Annotated in this window: 18 protein-coding genes and 1 pseudogene; 7 read left to right on the forward strand and 12 right to left on the reverse strand. The window is 70.6% G+C overall.

The features are described 5' to 3' along the window. Positions 1-8: 8 nt before the first annotated feature. Together VMD50_RS25845 and VMD50_RS25850 are read left to right on the forward strand one after the other, a co-directional pair. Positions 9-665 carry a glycosyltransferase family 2 protein gene (locus VMD50_RS25845; RefSeq protein ID WP_325432107.1) on the forward strand — a complete coding sequence of 219 codons (657 nt, stop codon included), beginning with the start codon at positions 9-11 and terminating at the stop codon, positions 663-665. After that, the gene (locus VMD50_RS25850) at positions 662-1324 is read left to right on the forward strand and encodes a TIGR04282 family arsenosugar biosynthesis glycosyltransferase (RefSeq protein ID WP_325432109.1); all 663 of its coding nucleotides are present in this window, start codon (positions 662-664) and stop codon (positions 1322-1324) included. Before VMD50_RS25845 ends, VMD50_RS25850 begins: the two co-directional genes overlap by 4 nt. 8 nt (positions 1325-1332) lie before the next feature. Here the strand turns inward: VMD50_RS25850 and VMD50_RS25855 are convergent, their stop codons facing one another. From VMD50_RS25855 to VMD50_RS25910, 12 genes and pseudogenes are all read right to left on the reverse strand, one after another. Continuing rightward, a complete protein-coding gene (locus VMD50_RS25855; RefSeq protein ID WP_325432111.1) occupies positions 1333-2685 on the reverse strand; it encodes a hypothetical protein in 1353 nt (450 codons plus the stop codon). Positions 2686-2696: 11 nt separating this feature from the next. Next, positions 2697-3803, reverse strand: a complete 1107-nt coding sequence (gene menE / locus VMD50_RS25860) for an o-succinylbenzoate--CoA ligase (RefSeq protein ID WP_414686175.1) — start codon at positions 3801-3803, stop codon at positions 2697-2699. Positions 3804-3847: 44 nt separating this feature from the next. Continuing rightward, a complete protein-coding gene (locus VMD50_RS25865; protein WP_325432113.1) occupies positions 3848-4150 on the reverse strand; it encodes a DUF3349 domain-containing protein in 303 nt (100 codons plus the stop codon). 47 nt (positions 4151-4197) lie between these two features. Beyond that, positions 4198-4503: a hypothetical protein gene (locus tag VMD50_RS25870; protein WP_325432115.1), complete on the reverse strand. Its 306-nt coding sequence runs from the start codon at positions 4501-4503 to the stop codon at positions 4198-4200. Positions 4504-4519: 16 nt separating this feature from the next. Beyond that, a pseudogene (locus VMD50_RS25875) lies at positions 4520-5753 on the reverse strand (inorganic phosphate transporter). A gap of 114 nt (positions 5754-5867) precedes the next feature. Further along, entirely contained in the window at positions 5868-6257 is a 390-nt protein-coding gene (locus VMD50_RS25880; protein ID WP_325432117.1) for a VOC family protein, read from the reverse strand. A 36-nt stretch (positions 6258-6293) separates the two neighbouring features. Beyond that, the gene (locus VMD50_RS25885) at positions 6294-7190 is read right to left on the reverse strand and encodes an SDR family oxidoreductase (RefSeq protein ID WP_325432119.1); all 897 of its coding nucleotides are present in this window, start codon (positions 7188-7190) and stop codon (positions 6294-6296) included. A gap of 99 nt (positions 7191-7289) precedes the next feature. Beyond that, a complete protein-coding gene (locus VMD50_RS25890) occupies positions 7290-8192 on the reverse strand; it encodes a 1,4-dihydroxy-2-naphthoyl-CoA synthase (protein ID WP_325432121.1) in 903 nt (300 codons plus the stop codon). Beyond that, positions 8189-8884 carry a hypothetical protein gene (locus VMD50_RS25895; protein WP_325432123.1) on the reverse strand — a complete coding sequence of 232 codons (696 nt, stop codon included), beginning with the start codon at positions 8882-8884 and terminating at the stop codon, positions 8189-8191. The genes VMD50_RS25890 and VMD50_RS25895 overlap by 4 nt, the downstream gene beginning before the upstream one ends. Positions 8885-8889: 5 nt before the next feature. Next, positions 8890-9345, reverse strand: coding sequence for a nitroreductase family deazaflavin-dependent oxidoreductase (locus VMD50_RS25900; protein ID WP_325432125.1), 456 nt, complete (start codon positions 9343-9345; stop codon positions 8890-8892). 31 nt (positions 9346-9376) lie between these two features. Further along, on the reverse strand, positions 9377-10978 hold the full coding sequence (gene fadD8 / locus VMD50_RS25905; RefSeq protein ID WP_325432127.1) for a fatty-acid--CoA ligase FadD8: 1602 nt from the start codon (positions 10976-10978) through the stop codon (positions 9377-9379). Between the two features lie 65 nt (positions 10979-11043). Next, on the reverse strand, positions 11044-11667 hold the full coding sequence (locus VMD50_RS25910) for a PadR family transcriptional regulator (RefSeq protein WP_325432129.1): 624 nt from the start codon (positions 11665-11667) through the stop codon (positions 11044-11046). 61 nt (positions 11668-11728) lie between these two features. Here VMD50_RS25910 and VMD50_RS25915 point away from each other — a divergent pair, with 61 nt between their 5' ends. From VMD50_RS25915 to menD, 5 genes are read left to right on the forward strand one after another with little or no spacing between them, the layout of a single operon-like run. Continuing rightward, positions 11729-12553: a maleylpyruvate isomerase N-terminal domain-containing protein gene (locus VMD50_RS25915; RefSeq protein ID WP_325432131.1), complete on the forward strand. Its 825-nt coding sequence runs from the start codon at positions 11729-11731 to the stop codon at positions 12551-12553. Between the two features lie 36 nt (positions 12554-12589). Further along, on the forward strand, positions 12590-14203 hold the full coding sequence (locus VMD50_RS25920; RefSeq protein ID WP_325432133.1) for an amidohydrolase: 1614 nt from the start codon (positions 12590-12592) through the stop codon (positions 14201-14203). After that, positions 14200-15171: an o-succinylbenzoate synthase gene (locus tag VMD50_RS25925; protein ID WP_325432135.1), complete on the forward strand. Its 972-nt coding sequence runs from the start codon at positions 14200-14202 to the stop codon at positions 15169-15171. The genes VMD50_RS25920 and VMD50_RS25925 overlap by 4 nt, the downstream gene beginning before the upstream one ends. After that, the gene (locus VMD50_RS25930) at positions 15168-15950 is read left to right on the forward strand and encodes an alpha/beta fold hydrolase (protein WP_325432137.1); all 783 of its coding nucleotides are present in this window, start codon (positions 15168-15170) and stop codon (positions 15948-15950) included. The genes VMD50_RS25925 and VMD50_RS25930 overlap by 4 nt, the downstream gene beginning before the upstream one ends. A 27-nt stretch (positions 15951-15977) precedes the next feature. Further along, positions 15978-17615 (forward strand): 2-succinyl-5-enolpyruvyl-6-hydroxy-3-cyclohexene-1-carboxylic-acid synthase, encoded by a 1638-nt coding sequence (gene menD / locus VMD50_RS25935; protein ID WP_325432139.1) that lies wholly within the window; start codon positions 15978-15980, stop codon positions 17613-17615. Positions 17616-17625 lie beyond the last annotated feature (10 nt).

Here is a 17625-nt window from a genome sequence, read left to right on the forward strand (position 1 = left end):
TGCCCCCGATGCTCCAGGACGCGGTCACGGTCGTGCTGCCGTGTCTCAACGAGGAGGAGTCGCTGCCGGCGGTGCTGGCCGCCATTCCGGCCGGCTATCGGGCGCTGGTGGTCGACAACAACAGCACCGATGCCACCGCGGCGGTGGCGGCCCGGCACGGCGCCCGGGTGGTCGCGGAACCGCGCGCCGGCTATGGGTCGGCAGTGCACGCGGGCGTGGCGGCCGCGACGACCCCGATCGTGGCGGTCATCGACGCCGACGGCTCGATGGACCCCGGCGACCTGCCCCGCCTGGTCGAGGCGCTCGACCGGGGCGCCGACCTGGTGACCGGCCGGCGCCGACCGGTGCCCGGGTTGCACTGGCCGTGGGTCGCCCGGGTGGGGACCGTGGTGATGAGCTGGCGGCTGCGCACCCGCCACGGCCTGCCGGTGCACGACATCGCGCCCATGCGGGTCGCGCGCCGGGACGCGCTGCTGAATCTCGGTGTCGCCGACCGGCGTTCGGGTTACCCGCTGGAACTGTTGGTGCGGGCGGCGGCCGCGGGTTGGCGCGTGGTCGAACTCGACGTCAGCTACGGGCCCCGCACGGGCGGCAAGTCGAAGGTCAGCGGCTCGCTGCGGGGCAGCATCACGGCGATCCTGGACTTCTGGAAGGTGATCTCGTGAGCGTGCTGCCGGTGACCGTGCTGGTGGTCGCGAAGGCGCCGGAACCCGGCCGCGCCAAGACGCGGCTGGCGGCCACGGTCGGGGACCGGGTCGCCGCCGACATCGCGGCCGCCGCGCTGCTGGACACGCTGGACGCGGTGGCCGCCGCGCCGGTGGTGGCGCGGGTGGTGGCCCTCACCGGCGACCTCGACGCCGCGGCCCGCGCCGCCGAGATCCGGCACCGGCTCGAGTCCTTCGCCGTGATACCGCAGCGCGGCGCCGACTTCGCCGACCGGCTGGCCAACGCCCACGCGGACTCGGCTGACGGTTATCCGATCCTGCAGATCGGGATGGACACCCCGCAGGTGACCGCCGAGCTGTTGACCGAGTGCGCGCGGCGGCTGCTGGATGCGCCGGCGATCCTCGGCTTGGCCCACGACGGCGGCTGGTGGGTGCTCGGCGTGGGGGCGCCGACGATGGCCGAATGCCTGCGCGCGGTGCCGATGTCACAGCCAGACACCGGGAAGCTCACGCTGAAGGCGTTGCGCGACAACGGCATTGGTGTGACGGCGGTGCAGCGCCTGGCCGACATCGACGTCGTCGACGACGTCGCCGCGGTCCGCGACGCGTGCGGCCCGGCGAGCCGCTTCGCGCGGGTCACCCGCGCGGCCGGGCTCTGAGCCAACCGTTACCAGTTGGTGACCATCACGGTGTTGATCAGCAAAGCCCCGGCGGCGTTGACCGCCAGCCACCAACGGTGTGAGGGGACCGGCAGCAGCGCGGGCGCCGCGGTGAGCCACACGGTGAAAGGCAGCCAGATGCGTTCGACCTCGGCCTTGCTGAGGATGCTCAGGTCCGCGCAGACGATGGCGGCCAGCATCGCCAGCAGCACCAGGTGGAAACCGGAGCGGCGACGGATGGCCCGAAAGTCGAACACCCGGCTGATCCCGGCGACGCTGCCCAGTCCGATCGCGCACACCACGCACGCCAGATTGGCCCAGCCCCAGTACGTGAAGGGTCGGTCCTTGGCGATCCCCTGCCAATAGCGTTGCTGCACAAGGGTATAGCCGTCGAACCAGTAGAATCCGGCCACGGCGAACGTCACCGCCACCGCCAGCGAGGTCAGGGCCGCGGGGCCCAGCGCGCGCAGCACCGCGCGCCAGTCGGAGGCCGAGACCAGCACCGCCAATGCCGGCAGCCCCAGCAAGACCAGGCCGTAGCTGAGGAAGACGCACCAGCCCAGCAACAGGCCCGCCCCGGCCGCGACCAGCGCGGGGAACCGCACGGGACGGTGCACCGCCATGGCCAGCAGCGCGAGGCCCCACGCCGCGACCCCGGCGAAGTAACCGTCGGCCGAGACCGCCACCCAGATCGCCGTCGGCGCGACCGCTACGAACGGCGCGGCCCGGCGCGCCGTCCGTTCGTCGGCGAGCGCGCGCACGGCGATCACCACGGCCGCCGCCGCGCTGGATCCGGCCAGCAGGCACAGCAGACCCGCCCAGGCGCCGCCGTGCAGCCCGAGCCGGTCCAGCCACACGAAGGTCAGGAGCGCGCCCGGTGGATGTCCCGAGACGTGGGTGGTCCACGAGTTGGGCTGGTAGTCGAGGATCCGGCTCGAGAACGTCCGGACGGCGGCCGGGATGTCGGTGATGGTCGACACCTGCGACAGGTACTCGTCGCGGGTGGTCAATCGCCCGGCGAAGCCGCGTTGCCAGCCGTCGATCATCGCCAGCGCGAACGCCCACGCGCAGGCGGTGGCCCAGGTGCCCAGCGTTAGCGCCCGCCACGACAGCCGACGGGCAACGGTCGGCCCCCAGATCACCGCCGCCACCGCGATGAGGATGGCGGGCCCGGTGCCCCAGCTGGCGTGGACCTCCCACGCCCCGAAGATCGGCGGGGAGCCGGCGTGCGTGGCGAGTGGCTCGGGGCCGATGTCCGTGCGTGGCCGCACGCCCCAGTTCAGATGCGGCAGCACGAACGCCGCCACCACGAGGGCGATCCCGACCGCGACGGCTGACAACTCCCGCCGCGCGACGCTCACGATCGACCAGCCTATTGCTCGCCCGTACCGGCGAACCGGCGCACCAGGGCGGCCCGGTCGACCTTGCCGATGCCGCGTCGCGGCAGCGCCTCGACGATGTGCAGCTCGCGCGGGGCGGCGGTGGCGTCCAGGGTGCGGGTCACGTAACTGCGCAGCGCCTCCAACGTCGGCGCCGCGCTGGCATCGCGCACCACGACCGCGGCGGCCACCCGCTGTCCCAGCCGGTCGTCGGGGAGACCGAACACCGCGCAGTCGCCGACCGCGGGATGGGTACACAGCGCGGCCTCGACCGGCTGGGGGAGCACGGTCAACCCGCCCGTGCTGATCGCGTCGTCGGCGCGGCCCAGCACGGTCAGCACGCCCGCCTCGTCGAGGCTGCCCAGGTCGTCGGTGCGAAACCAGCCCGGGTCGGCGAACGGGTCGGGATCGACCGGGTTCCGGTAGCCCTTCGCCAGCGTCGTGCCGCCGATGACGATGCGCCCGTCGGCCCCCACCCGCAGCGCCACCCCGCCCAGCGGGACGCCGTCGTATACGCAGCCGCCCGCGGTTTCGCTCATCCCGTAGGTGCGGACCACCGCGATGCCCGCCGCCGCCGCGGCGTCCAGGACCGGCCGCGGCGCCGGACCGCCACCGAGCAGCACGGCGTCCAGTTCGCCGAGCGCGGCCGCCGCGGCCGGCTCGGCCAGCGCCTTGGCCAGCTGCGCGGCGACCAGCGACGTGTAGCGCCGGCCGGGCCCCAATCGCCTTATCGCGCCGGGCAATGCATCGACATCGAACCCCCGGGAGACGTCCAGCTCGACCGGCGCCGAGCCGGCCAGCACGCTGCGCACCAGCACCTGCAGCCCGGCGATGTGATAGGGCGGCACGGCCAGCAGCCAGGCGCCGGGGCCGCCGAGGCGCTCGTGGGTGGCCTCCGCGCCGGCAGTCAGCGCAGCGGCAGTCAGCAGCGCGCCCTTGGGCGCGCCCGTGGTTCCCGACGTGGTCACCACTAGGGCCACGTCGTCGTCGATCTCTTCGCCTACTCGTACGGCCCCCGGCGTGCCGTCGTCGTGGGCCGGCACCGCGACCAGCGCCGGATCACGGCCGTCCAGCACCCCTTCCAGGGCGGGCAACAACACCGCGGCGGCGGAACCCGGCGGGACGCCGAGCGCACGCAGGACGGCTATGCGGGGTCCTCGGCGTCGCGTGGCTCGTCGAACGGCCAGCCGTGGGCGGCCAGCCGCGCCCGCACGCGCTCGACGTCTTCCTGCGACGGCAGCTCGTCGGTGATCTGGGTGATCGCCACACCGATGTCGATGTCGTCGAAATCGCCGCGCGCCATGAGCTCGTGCGCCACGGCGACGACCTCGTCATGGCCCAAACGGCGGGTCAGCAGCGCCAGCACCGGGAAGGTGTCGGTCGGCGGGACGCCCTCCGGGTACCCCGCGCGCAGCCACGAGACGATCGAATTCAGGAATCCGTTCACGTCGCTATCCCTCCGCGCGGGGGTTCGGCTGGGTGGACGATTCGATGCTACTTGTGAGGTGGCTTGGCGCCCAGAAAGGGCTGGTTGATCTGGTGCGCGATGAAGTCGCGGGAGATGTACAGCAGCGCGAAGAGGATGACGGCCAGCACCAGCGCATAGATCAGCCAGGCGATGCCCAGCATCACCGGATTCTTGTGCGGCGGGCTGCCGTCGGTGCTGACCTGTCCGCTGCCGACGGCCTGGCACCGCAGCCCGAGGGCGAACAGCGCCGGCAACGCGGCACCGGCCAGCATGCTGAACACCAGGATCTTCAGGGAGGCCTCGTAGTTGAACCAGTCGCTGACGTGGCTCATGAGGGGTTCCCCGCGCTCACCGTGTCTTGAGAGTCGGGGCCCGAGCCGGACCGGGGCGAGGCCCCGGTGCCGACGGTGGGCCCGGTATCAGAGGGCGGATGTTCGCCCGAGCCTCCCAGACCGGCGGTGAGGCTGCCCTCCCATTCGGCGTTGACGTTCTTGTGGTCGACCTTGACTCGCCGCGACCGGATGTAGATGGCCGCGGAGACGGCGACCAGCAGGCCGAAGCCGATGATCGCGCCGGGGTAGCCGCCGATGACGTGCACGATCCAGTAGGTGATCGCCCCGACCAACCCGGCCGACGGAAGCGTGATCAGCCACGCGACGCCCATCCGGCCTGCCACACCCCAGCGCACCTCGCCGCCGGGCTTGCCCAGCCCGCTGCCCATCACCGAACCGGTGCAGACCTGCGTCGTCGACAGCGCGTAGCCGAAGTGGGTGGACAGCAGAATGACTGCCGCCGAGGACGATTCCGCGGCCATGCCTTGCGGGGACTTGATCTCGACCAGACCCTTGCCCAGGGTGCGGATGATGCGCCAGCCGCCGAGGTAGGTGCCCGCCGCCATGGCCAGGGCACAACAGACGATGACCCACAGCGGCGGCGACGCATCGGACTTGCTGACCGCTCCGTAGGACATCAGCCCGAGGAAGATGATGCCCATCGTCTTCTGCGCGTCGCCCGTGCCGTGCGCCAGGGAGACCAGCGACGCCGAGCCCCACTGCCCGTACCGGAACCCGGCCTCGGTGCGCTTGGTCGGGATGCCGCGGGTGATCCGGTAGACCAGCCACGTCGCGATCGCCCCGACGGCGATGGCCAGGATCGCGGCGACGACGGCCGGGATCAGCACCTTGGACACCAGGCCCTTCCAGATCACCCCGTGGGCACCTACGGCGGCGAGCGTGGCGCCGACGATGCCGCCGATCAGCGCGTGCGACGAGCTCGAGGGGATGCCGAGGAGCCAGGTGAGCAGGTTCCAGACGATGCCGCCGACCAGGCCGGCGAACACCAGTTGGAGCGTCACGATGTGCCCGTCGATCAGGCCCTTGGCGATGGTCGCCGCGACGGCGGTCGACATGAACGCGCCCACCAGGTTCAGCACCGCGGACAGTGCCACGGCGGCCTTGGGCGCCAGCGCGCCGCTGGCAATGGACGTCGCCATCGCGTTGCCGGTGTCGTGGAAGCCGTTGGTGAAATCGAAAGCGAGTGCCGTGATTACGACAATGATGAGGAGGAACAAATCGATGTTCACAGCGCCTGATTCTCGTAGTAGGGGGCTTAAATTGTCGAATGCAGGGATAGCCGAACCGCAGGTGTACCTTGACTTGTCGTCAGATGTTAGCCGCTCGTTAACCCGGCGTTCCCCTCAATCTCCGCGGGTGTCGCGGCGCAGCGGATGATCCCCCGGGATCTCGACGAAAATGAGCGTGATGCCGTCAGGATCGGTCACGTGCATTTCGCGCAGGCCCCATGGTTCGCGGCGCGCCTCGCGCGCGATCGGGACCCCCCGGCCCTCCAGCTCGGCCTGGGTCGCGGCGACGTCGCGGACCTGCAGCCACAGCGCACCCGGGAAGGGCCCCCGGGAATGGTCCGGGGAGCCGTAACCGGCCAGCTCCAGCAACGACTGGCCCGCGAAAAACACCGTGCCCGCGCCGTATTCGCGGGCTATCGCCAGGCCGATCTCGTCGCGGTAGAAGCTCAACGACCGCTGATAGTCCGCCGGCCGGAGCAGCATCCGGCTGGCCAGGATCTCCATAGCGTCGTGTCTATCACGTCGCCGGCGGGTTCCGGCTCAGGCACCGGCTTCCTGGTTCGGCTGGATCGTCTGCCGCTGCATGAGCGTGTTGACCCAGCGGGGCCCGAAGGTGTCCAGCGCCTTGGCCGCGATCGCCATCCTCGGTGCAATCCGCACCGGTCGGGTGCGCGCCGCGGTGACCATCCACTCGGCGGCCTCCCGTGACGTCAGCGCGGGCATCCCGTCGTAGGCCTTCGTCGGCGCGATCATCGGCGTGGCCACCAGCGGGTAATACAGCGTCGTCGAATGCACGCCCCTGCGGCCCCACTCGGTTTCGATGACCCGGCTCACCGTCGACAGCGCGGCCTTCGAAGCGTTGTACACCGAGAACAGCGGGGAAGCCTCGGACAGCACACCCCACGTCGAGACGTTGATGATGTGGCCGTCGCCGCGCTCGAGCATCCCGGGCGCGAACCCGCGGATCAGCCGCAGCGGCGCGTAGTAGTTGAGCACCATGGTCCGTTCGACATCGTGCCAGCGTTCCAGCGACTCGGTCAGCGGCCGGCGGATGGACCGGCCCGCGTTGTTGATCAGGATGTCGACGCCGCCGAGGCGCTTTTCGACGTCGTCCACCAGCGCGTCGACGGCGGCCATGTCCGAGATGTCGCACGGGATCGAGATCGCGGCCCCGCCGGCCTTGGTGATCCGGTCCGCCAGGGCGTCGAGCAGGTCCCGGCGCCGGGCGACGACGACCACCGTCGCGCCTTCGCGGGCCAGCTGCTCGGCCCCGGCCTCGCCGATGCCCGACGACGCCCCGGTCAGCAGGATCCGCTTGCCGTCGAGTTCGACCGGCTTGATCGCGGGCCGGTTGACCAGGATTTGCGGCGACATGGGCGGTCGCATGGTCGCCAGCACGAGCTGGTCTCGGAACCTGCTGAGGGGACTCTTGCTCACGGGGGGAGTCTAGGCGGGGCCTTAGCCCCTCGAGCGTCACGCCAGCGTGACGCCAGCCGGCCGCGGTCACGCTGGCGTGACGCCCGGGAGGCCGGCCGCTCAGAAATAGCGGGGGAAGGGGCTGAAGTCCGGCGGCCTCTTCTCCAGGAACGCGTCGCGGCCCTCCACGGCCTCGTCGGTCATGTAGGCCAGCCGGGTGGCCTCCCCCGCGAACAACTGCTGGCCCACCAGCCCGTCGTCGAGGAGGTTGAACGCAAACTTCAGCATGCGTTGCGCCTGAGGGGATTTCGCGTTGATGTCGGCCGCCCATTGGACACCAACCCGCTCCAGATCGGCGTGCTGCACGACCTCGTTGACCGCACCCATGCGGTGCATCTGCTCGGCCGTGTATTCCCGGCCCAGGAAGAAGATCTCGCGGGCGAACTTCTGGCCCACCTGCCGGGCCAAATAGGCGCTGCCGTAACCGCCGTCGAAGCTGCCGACGTCGGCGTCGGTCTGCTTGAAGCGCGCGTGCTCGCGACTGGCCAGGGTGAGATCGCACACCACGTGCAGGCTGTGACCACCGCCGGCGGCCCAGCCGTTGACCAGGCAGATCACCACCTTGGGCATGAACCGGATCAGCCGTTGCACCTCGAGGATGTGCAGCCGCCCGGCGCGCGCGGCATCGACGGTGTCCGCGGTGTCTCCGCTCGCATATTGATAGCCGGACCGGCCGCGGATGCGCTGATCGCCGCCGGAGCAGAACGCCCAGCCGCCGTCCTTCGGCGACGGGCCGTTGCCGGTCAGCAGCACCACGCCCACATCGGGCGACATCCGGGCGTGATCCAGCGCCCGGTACAGCTCGTCGACAGTGTGCGGCCGAAACGCGTTGCGCACCTCGGGACGGTCGAACGCCACCCGCACAGTGGCGTCTTCGACGTGGCGGTGGTAGGTGATGTCGGTCAGGTCGCCGAATCCGTCGACGGGGCGCCAGGCCTGGGCATCAAAGGGGTTGGCACTCAAGGCTGTTGAACTCCGTCCTTGGTGATGGTGAGGTCGCCGCAGCTGATCGTCCGCGCGGAGACAACCGCGGGGTCGTCCGCGGAGGTGGCCGTCAGGGTGTCGGACTGTCCGATGGTAGCCAGCGTGCCGTTGAGGTCGATCTCGGTGCGGCGCAACGTCCACTGGCCATCCTGGTTCGACGCCCGCAACCCGACCAGGTGCCGACCGGACGAGGGCGGGCCGAGGTTGCTGCAACCGATTCCGGTGCCGTTGCCGCGCAAGTCCTGCAGGTCGAACAGGAACGGCGCGCCCTGATTGTCGGCGACGGTCTGTAGCCGGCAGTCGGCGAACACGTACAGGTGGGCGCTGCGGCCGTCGCTGACGATGATCTGGTGCTGCCCGTCCTGCTGAGCGTCGATTGCCAAGGCGCTCAACGGTATTGGGCTAGCCGACATCACCTGCACGTCGGAGTTGGCGCCGCTGGCCGTCGTGATGCCGACGACCCGATCGGTGCGTCCGCTGCCGTCGCGAAACTGCCCGAGCCACAACGTGTCCGGCTGACCGTCCCAGTCGAGGTCACCGACCTTCCGCTGGGCCGAGCCGGCGGGGGGAGGGGTGCCGCCGGGCGCGCAGCCCGTCGTGGCGAAGGAGCGCGCCGGGGGAACACTCAAAACGGCCACGAGCACCGTCACCGCCAGCACCACGCGCCGCATCGCGACTACACCGGATCCAGTCGGAACACCGCGCAGCGGCCGGCCAGGGCTTCGAACTCCTCCGGGCGACCGTCGGTGATCAGTCCCGCCCGCTTCATGAAGCCGACGCCCGTAGGCACCTCGGTCGGGAAGGCCCGCAGAATCGGCCGCGCGTCGTCGGGCGACAGCTCCACCATCCGCACCTTCTGGACGTGGCGGCCGCGGGCGACCGTCGCCTGTTCGGCCGCGCGCACGTTGGCCACCCAGTCGGCACCGGGAAACCCGGCGACGACGAACTGTTCCCCGTCGACCGTCATGGGGGTCACCGGCGTCGACCGGTCGCGTCCGGACTTGCGCCCTTTCACCGTCAGCACGACCGGGCTCTCGCCACCGAAACTCATTCCGAGCCGCGACATCTGGATGAAGACCTGGTTGGCCGGCTTCAGCCACCACGGCGGCCGGACCGGTTTGTCACTGCCCACGCCTGCCACAGTAGCGGGCGCCGAGAGCCAACTAGCCGACCGCGCGGCTGGCACCCTCCCAGAACTGCGCCCGCACCGACTTCTTGTCGGGCTTGCCCAGGCCGGTCAGCGGCAGCGAGTCGACGACCACCACCCGCTTAGGCGACTGCACCGAACCCTTGCGCTCCTTGACCGCGGCCTGGATCTCAGCGGTCATGGCCTCGATCGCGGCTTCGTCGCGCGGCGCGTCGGCGCGCAGCACCACCACCGCGGTGACGGCCTCGCCCCACTTCTCGTCCGGCGCCCCGACCACGCACACCTGCGCGACGGCCACGTGCTCGGCGACGACGTCCTCCACCTCGCGGGGGAACACGTTGAAGCCGCCGGTAACGATCATGTCCTTGACCCGGTCGACGATGTAGTAGAAGCCGTCCTCGTCCTCGCGGGCCATGTCGCCGGTGTGCAGCCAGCCGTCCTTGAACGTCTTGGCTGTCTCTTCGGGCAGGTTCCAGTAACCCCCGGCCAACAGCGGCCCGCTGACGCAGATCTCGCCCGGCTCGCCCTGCGGCACCGGCTTGCCGTCCTCGCCCAGCAGCGCCACGCGGGCGAACAGCGTCGGCCGCCCGCACGAGTTGAGGCGCTTTTCGTCGTGGTCCGTCTTGGCCAGGTAGGTGATCGCCATCGGCGCCTCGGACTGCCCGTAGTTCTGGGCGAAGATCTTGCCGAACCGGCTGATCGCCTCGGCCAGCCGCACCGGGTTGATCGCCGAGGCGCCGTAATAGACGGTCTCCAGCGACGAGAGGTCCCGGGTGTGCGAGTCCGGGTGGTCCATCAGCGCGTACAGCATCGACGGCACCACGAACGTGGCCGTAATCCGCTTCTCCTCAATGGTTTTCAGGACCTCGGCGGGATCGAACTTGGGAAGCACATACATCTGGCCGCCCTTGACCAGGGTGGGCAGGAAATACGCCGCCCCGGCATGCGACAGCGGCGTGATCATCAAGAACCGCGGCTCCTCCGGCCATTCCCATTCGGCGAGCTGGATCATCGTCATGGTCGAGATCGACTGCGCGGTGCCCATCACGCCCTTGGGCTTGCCGGTGGTGCCACCGGTGTAGGTCAGGCCGATGACCTGGTCGGGCGGCAGCTCCTTGGCGGCCAGCGGCTGTGGGTCGTACTTCGCGGCTTCGGCCGACAGATCCACGGCCACGCCCCTGAGCGCCTCGGGCACCGGGCCGATGGTGAGGATCTGCTTGAGCGACGGCACCTTTTCCAGCAGCCCCAGCGCACGCTCCACGAACATCGGGTTGGGGTCGATGATCAGCGAACTGATGCCGGCGTCGGACAGCACGTAGGCGTGGTCGTCCAGCGAGCCGAGCGGGTGCAGCGCGGTGCGCCGGTAGCCCTGCGTCTGGCCGGCGCCGATGATCATCAGCACCTCCGGCCGGTTGAGTGACAGCAGGCCGACGGCAACGCCCGTGCCCGCGCCCAGCGCCTCGAACGCCTGGATGTACTGGCTGATCTTGTCGGCCATCTGGCCGCCGGTCAGCGTGGTGTCGCCGAGGAAGAGCACCGGCTTGTTCTTGTGGCGCTTGAGCGCGCCCACCAACATGTGGCCGTTATGGGTCGGGTTGCGCAACAGCTCGTCCGTCATGGGGCAAGGCTAGAACGTGTTGCAATTCCGGTCAGGCGGACCCTCGGCGAGAACACGGCGAAAGCTCAGGGGTCGGGCTCGGCCAGTATCCGCTCCCATCGCTCACGCCCTCGCGGCGTGAGGCCGATGCCACGGGTGTCGGGCCAATCCTCGATTTCGGCGAGGGTCTCCTGGCACCATTCGACGAGATTCCGGTAGAACTCGGCGATGAACGTGGCAAGGGGCTCGACGAGGTGCAGCCGCTCCGGGAAAGGACCACCGGTGTGCAGCAGCTCGTCGATGAGCGCCCTGCCCTTGGCATGCAGCTCGCGAGCCTCGCTCGCGGTGGCTTCCAGGGCGTCGCGCAGATCTTCCTTTGTCGCCTGGTCCCCGAGGAACATTCGCAGGAATCCCTCGGCTTCGATGACGGGCGCGGCCGGCGCGCTGCCAAACCATTCCTCAAGTGCCGCACGGCCTTCGGCGGTGATGGTGTAACGGGTGCGCTGACGGCGGGGTCCGTCGACGGTCTCGGCGGTGGCGTGTCCGCGCTCGACGAGCCGCTTGAGCTCCGCGTACAGGTGGGCCTCCGACCGCGGCCAGAAGAAATGCACGCCGCGTTTGATCTGCGCGACGATCTCGTACGCCGTCCACGATTTGATGCCGAGCAAGCCGAGAAGCGCGAAAGATGTGGTGGTCGGTCGGGAGGCCATCCCTTGACAATACTCAATCCTGGAGTATTTTACCTCCAAACTGGAGTATGGGAGGTGCATCGTGAACGACACCGAGTACGTCGCGCTTGTCGACACCGGCAGGGATGAACTGCGGGATCGCATCGGGCGGGCGCGGCATCGCTTTGACCGGTTGATCCGCACCGCCGACCCGCAGGCGCGCGTGCCCGGGTTGGACTGGACCGTTCACCAGGTCGTCGCCCACATGCTGTCCATGGCGCACTGTTATCAGGCGTTGGCGGAGGGGCGGTACTTCCGCCGCGCCACATATGCGCGAGAGTTGGACGAAATAAACCGCACAGAGCTCGAGGCGCTGATGGCGCCCATCCCCGAGATCGCAGATCAAATCAACGACCTCGCACCCGTAATGGATGCACTTTTCGACGCCGGCTCGAACGACCGTGTGTACGAGGCCCATTGCGGTGCCTTATTGGACGGCATCGCGGGGCAGACGAACTGGCTGGGCGAGTTGATTCTCCACGGGAGGGACGTCGCGCGAGCGATCAGGGCGCCCTGGCAGATCGACGAACGCGACATGCTGCTTATCGCACGGGGTCTCATGCAGTACGGCGAGGGGCCGGGTTACCTGCGCGCGGGGCTGCCGCCCGGCACCGACGTCTGCATCGCGTTCCAGCTCCCTGGCGCGCGCCCGTACCTGATACACATTCACGACGGCGCCGCGGAGATGCGTGAGCGCCGGCCGGCCGATCGCCCGGATGCCGTCCTGCGGATGCCCGCGTCGACGCTATGCGACATGATTTACCAGCGCATCGGGCCGCTCACGGCCGCGCGACGGGGGCTGATGATCGTCGGCGGCCGGCGGCCGTGGAAGGCCCTCAAGCTGCAGTCCTATTTGGAACGCCCGTGATGCGGCATTGAGGGCGATCGGAATTACCATCTGCACATGGCCGCCGCCGATCTCGTCGTCACCGGGACCGTACTAACCGTCGACGAGGCGCGCCCGACGGCCGAGGCGCTCGCCGTGGCCGATGGGCGCATCGTCGCCGTCGGCACCCGATCCGACGTCGCCGACCTCATCGGCGCCGGCACCCGGACCATCGACGTGGGCTCGTTAGGTGGAGGCTGCGTCATGCCGGGATTCGTTGAGGCGCACGGTCATCCGCTGATGGAGGCCTTGGCGCTGTCGGACCGCATCGTCGACATCCGCCCGGTCACGCTGCCCCGCGCCGACGACGTCGTGGCGGCGGTGAGGCGCGAGGTCAAAGCGCGGGGAGCCGCCGGCGCCTACCTCAACGGCTGGGATCCGTTGCTGCAGCGCGGACTTCCCGACGCCACGCTGGCGTGGCTCGACGGGGTCGCGCCGGACGGGCCGCTGGTAATCATCCACAACTCCGGGCACAAGGCGTATTTCAACTCCCACGCCGCCCGGCGCGCCGGCCTGACCCGGGACACCCCCGACCCCAAGGGCGCCCGGTTCGGCCGCGACGCGCACGGCGAACTCGACGGCACCGCCGAGGAGACGGGCGCGGTGTTCCCGCTGCTAGCCGGGGCCATCGAGCCCGGCGACTACCCGGCGATGCTGCGCGCCGAGTGCGTCCGGCTCAATCGCGCGGGGCTGACCACCTGCTCGGAAATGGCCTTCGACCCGGCGTTTCGGCCGCTGGTCGAGCAGCTGCGCGACGAGCTGACGGTACGGCTGCGCACCTACGAGATCTCCAACCCGCAGATGCGCAGCGACGCCACCCCCGGCCAGGGTGACGACATGCTGCGCCAGGTCGGCATCAAGATCTGGGTGGACGGCTCGCCGTGGGTGGGCAACATCGCGTTGTCGTTCCCGTACCTGGACACCGAAGCCACCCGCGCCATCGGGGTGCCGCCCGGTTCGTGCGGGCACGCGAACTACACGCGCGAGCAGCTCGCCGAGATCGTCGGCGCCTACTTCCCGCTGGGCTGGCCGATGGCGTGCCACGTGCAGGGCGACGCCGGCGTCGACACCATCCTCGATGTCTACCAGGAAGCACTGCGGCGCTTTCCTCGTCGAGACCACCGGCTGCGCCTCGAGCACGTCGGCGCGATTCGGCCCGACCAACTGCGAAGGGCCGCCGACCTGGGCGTCACCTGCAGCATCTTCGTCGACCAGATCCACTACTGGGGTGACATCATCGTCGACGGCCTGTTCGGACCCGAGCGCGGATCCCGTTGGATGCCGGCGGGTTCCGCGGTGGCAACCGGCATGCGGATCTCGTTGCACAACGACCCGCCGGTCACGCCCGAGGAGCCGCTGCGCAACATCAGCGTGGCCGTGACCCGCACGGCGCCCAGCGGCCGCGTGCTGGCGCCCGAGGAGCGGTTGACCGTCGACCAGGCGATCCGCGCGCAGACCATCGACGCCGCCTGGCAGCTGTTCTCCGACGACGTGATCGGCTCGCTACAGGTCGGCAAGTACGCCGACATGGTGGTGCTGTCGGCCGATCCCCGGACCGTCCCGCCGGAGCGCATCGCCGACCTCGAGGTGCGCGCGACGTTTCTGGCGGGCCGCCAGGTTCACGGCCAGTGAGGCCGGCCCTCCAGGATCTGCTGGACCGCGTGCACGTGGTGGCGCTGCCGATGCGGCTGCGCTTCCGCGGCATCACCACCCGCGAACTCGCGCTGATCGAGGGCCCGGCCGGCTGGGGCGAATTCGGGGCGTTCCTCGAATACGGCCCGCCCGAGGCCGCGCACTGGCTGGCGTCGGCCATCGAGGGCGCCTACCGGCCGCCGCCGCCGGTGCTGCGCCAGCGCGTCCCGATCAACGCCACCGTGCCCGCCGTTCCCGCCGCCCAGGTGAGCGAGGTGCTGTCCCGGTTCCCCGGCGCGCGCACGGCCAAGGTGAAGGTCGCCGAGCCCGGGCAGACCCTGGCGGACGACGTCGACCGGGTCAACGCCGTCCGCGCACTCGTGCCGACCGTGCGGGTGGACGCCAACGGCGGCTGGACCGTCGAGCAGGCGGCGCGCGCGGCGGCCGCCCTGACCGCCGACGGCCCGCTGGAGTACCTCGAACAGCCCTGCGCGACCGTCAACGAACTCGCCGCGCTGCGCGCCCGGGTCGACGTGCCGATCGCGGCCGACGAAAGCATCCGCAAGGCCGACGACCCGCTCGCGGTGGTCCGCGCCCGCGCCGCCGACATCGCCGTGCTGAAAGTCGCCCCGCTGGGCGGGATTTCGGCCCTGCTCGCCATCGCCGCCCAGATCGACGTCCCCGTCGTGGTCTCCAGCGCGCTCGATTCGGCGGTGGGCATCGCCGCCGGGCTGACCGCCGCGGCCGCCCTGCCGCAGCTCCGGCACGCCTGCGGGCTGGGCACCGGGGGGCTGTTCTTAGAAGACGTTGCAGACTTCGGCGCGCCGCACGACGGCTTCCTTCCGGTCGGGCCCGTGACGCCCGACCCGGCGCGGCTGCGGGCCTTGGCCGCGCCACCCGGGCGGCGGCAGTGGTGGATCGACCGGATCAAGGCCTGCCATCCGCTCCTTGTACCGTCGTCCGGGTGATCAACCTGGCATACGACGATCGCGGGTCGGGCGAGCCCGTCGTTTTCATCGCCGGTCGCGGCGGTGCCGGGCGCACCTGGCACCCGCATCAGGTCCCGGCCTTCCTGGCCGCGGGGTACCGCTGCATCACCTTCGACAACCGCGGGATCGGCGACACCGAAAACGCCGACGGATTCACGACGCAAACCATGGTCGCCGACACGGCCGCGCTGATCGAGTCGCTGGGGGCCGCCCCGGCGCGGGTCGTCGGGGTGTCCATGGGCGGGTTCATCGCGCAGGAACTCATGGTGGCGCGGCCCGAGCTGGTCAAATCGGCGGTGCTGATGGCCACCCGGGGCCGGCTGGACCGCGCCCGCCAGTTCTTCCACGACGCCGAGGTCGAGCTGCATGCCTCCGGGGTCCAGGTGCCGCCCATGCTGGACGCGAGAAACCGCCTGCTGGAAAGCTTTTCGCGCAAGACGCTCAACGACGACGCGGCCGTCGACGACTGGATCGCGATGTTCACCACCTGGCCGGTCAAGCAGACCCCGGGGCTGCGCTGCCAAATGTATGTCTCCCCGCAGACCAATCGGTTGGCCGCATACCGCAGCATCGCCGCACCGGTGCTGGTGCTCGGCTTCGCCGACGACATCGTGACGCCGGCCTACCTGGGACGGGAGGTCGCCGACGCGATCCCCAACGGCCGGTACCTGCAAATACCCGACGCCGGTCATCTCGGGTTCCTGGAACGCCCCCAGGCCGTCAACGCCGCGGCGCTGCAGTTCTTCGCCGGGACCTGATTCAGTGGGTTGTGACACGCTGTAGTGGTGAACCCCTCGACGACACAGGCCGGCGTCGTCGTCGACGAGCTGATTCGCGGCGGCGTGCGCGACGTGGTGCTGTGCCCCGGGTCACGGAACGCGCCGCTGGCCTTCGCGCTGCAGGACGCGGACCGGTCCGGCAGGATCCGGCTGCACGTGCGCATCGACGAGCGCACCGCGGGCTACCTGGCCATCGGGCTGGCGATCGGCGCCGGCGCGCCGGTGTGTGTCGCGATGACGTCGGGCACCGCCGTGGCCAACCTGGGCCCGGCGGTGGTCGAGGCCAACTACGCGCGGGTGCCGCTGATCGTGCTGTCGGCCAACCGGCCCTACGAGCTGCTGGGCACCGGGGCCAACCAGACCATGGAGCAGCTGGGCTACTTCGGCACCCAGGTCCGCGCCGCCATCAGCCTGGGCCTCGCCGAGGACGGGCCCGAGCGGCTGGATTCGCTCAACGCCACCTGGCGGTCGGCCACCTGCCGCGTGCTGGCGGCCGCGACGGGATCGCGCACGGCCAACGCCGGCCCGGTGCAGTTCGACATCCCGCTGCGCGAACCGCTGGTGCCCGATCGCGAACCCCACGGCGCCGCGACCCCGCAGGGCCGGCCCGGCGGCAGGCCGTGGACGTACACGCCGCCGGTCACCTTCGACCAACCGCTGGACATCGACCTGACGCCGGACACGGTCGTCATCGCCGGACACGGCGCGGGCGCCCAGCCCAACCTGGAGCGGCTGCCCACCGTCGCGGAGCCCACGGCGCCGGCCCCGGCCAACCCGCTGCACCCGCTGGCGCTGCCGCTGCTGCGCCCGAAGCAGGTGATCATGTTGGGCCGCCCGACGCTGCACCGCCCGGTGTCGGCGTTGCTGGCCGACCCGAACGTGCCGGTATACGCGCTGACCACCGGGCCCCGGTGGCCGGACGTCTCGGGCAACTCGCAGGCCACCGGCACGCGGGCGGTCACCAGCGGGGAGCCCCACCCGGCGTGGCTGCACCGCTGCGCGGAGATGAACCGGCACGCGGTCTCCGCGGTCCGCGGCCAGCTAGCAACGCACCCGCTGACCACCGGGCTGCACGTCGCCGCCGCCGTGGCCGACGCGCTGCGGCCGGGCGATCAGCTGGTGCTCGGGGCGTCCAACCCGGTCCGCGACGCGGCACTGGTCGGTCTCGGGTCCGCGAGGCATCGCGGACAGATCACAGTCCGGTCCAACCGCGGGGTCGCCGGCATCGACGGCACGGTGTCCACCGCGATCGGCGCCGCTTTGGCACATGAGGGGCGCACCGTCGCGCTGATCGGCGACCTGACGTTCGTGCACGACAGCTCGGGACTGCTGATCGGCCCCACCGAACCGACGCCGCAGCGGCTGACGATCGTCGTGTCCAACGACAACGGCGGCGGCATCTTCGAACTGCTCGAGCAGGGCGACCCACGGTTCTCCGACGTGTCCTCGCGGATCTTCGGCACCCCGCACGATGTCGACGTCGGCGCGCTGTGCCGCGCCTACCACGTGGAGAGCCGGCAGATCGAGGTCGACGAGCTCAACGCGGCCCTCGACGAACCGGGGACCGGCATGCGGGTGCTGGAGGTCAAGGCGGACCGCTCCTCGCTGCGACAGCTGCATGCCGCCATCAAGGCCGCTTTATGAAAATTCGAAC

It is taken from the genome of Mycobacterium sp., assembly GCF_035506235.1.
In the GTDB taxonomy this organism is placed as follows: domain Bacteria; phylum Actinomycetota; class Actinomycetes; order Mycobacteriales; family Mycobacteriaceae; genus Mycobacterium.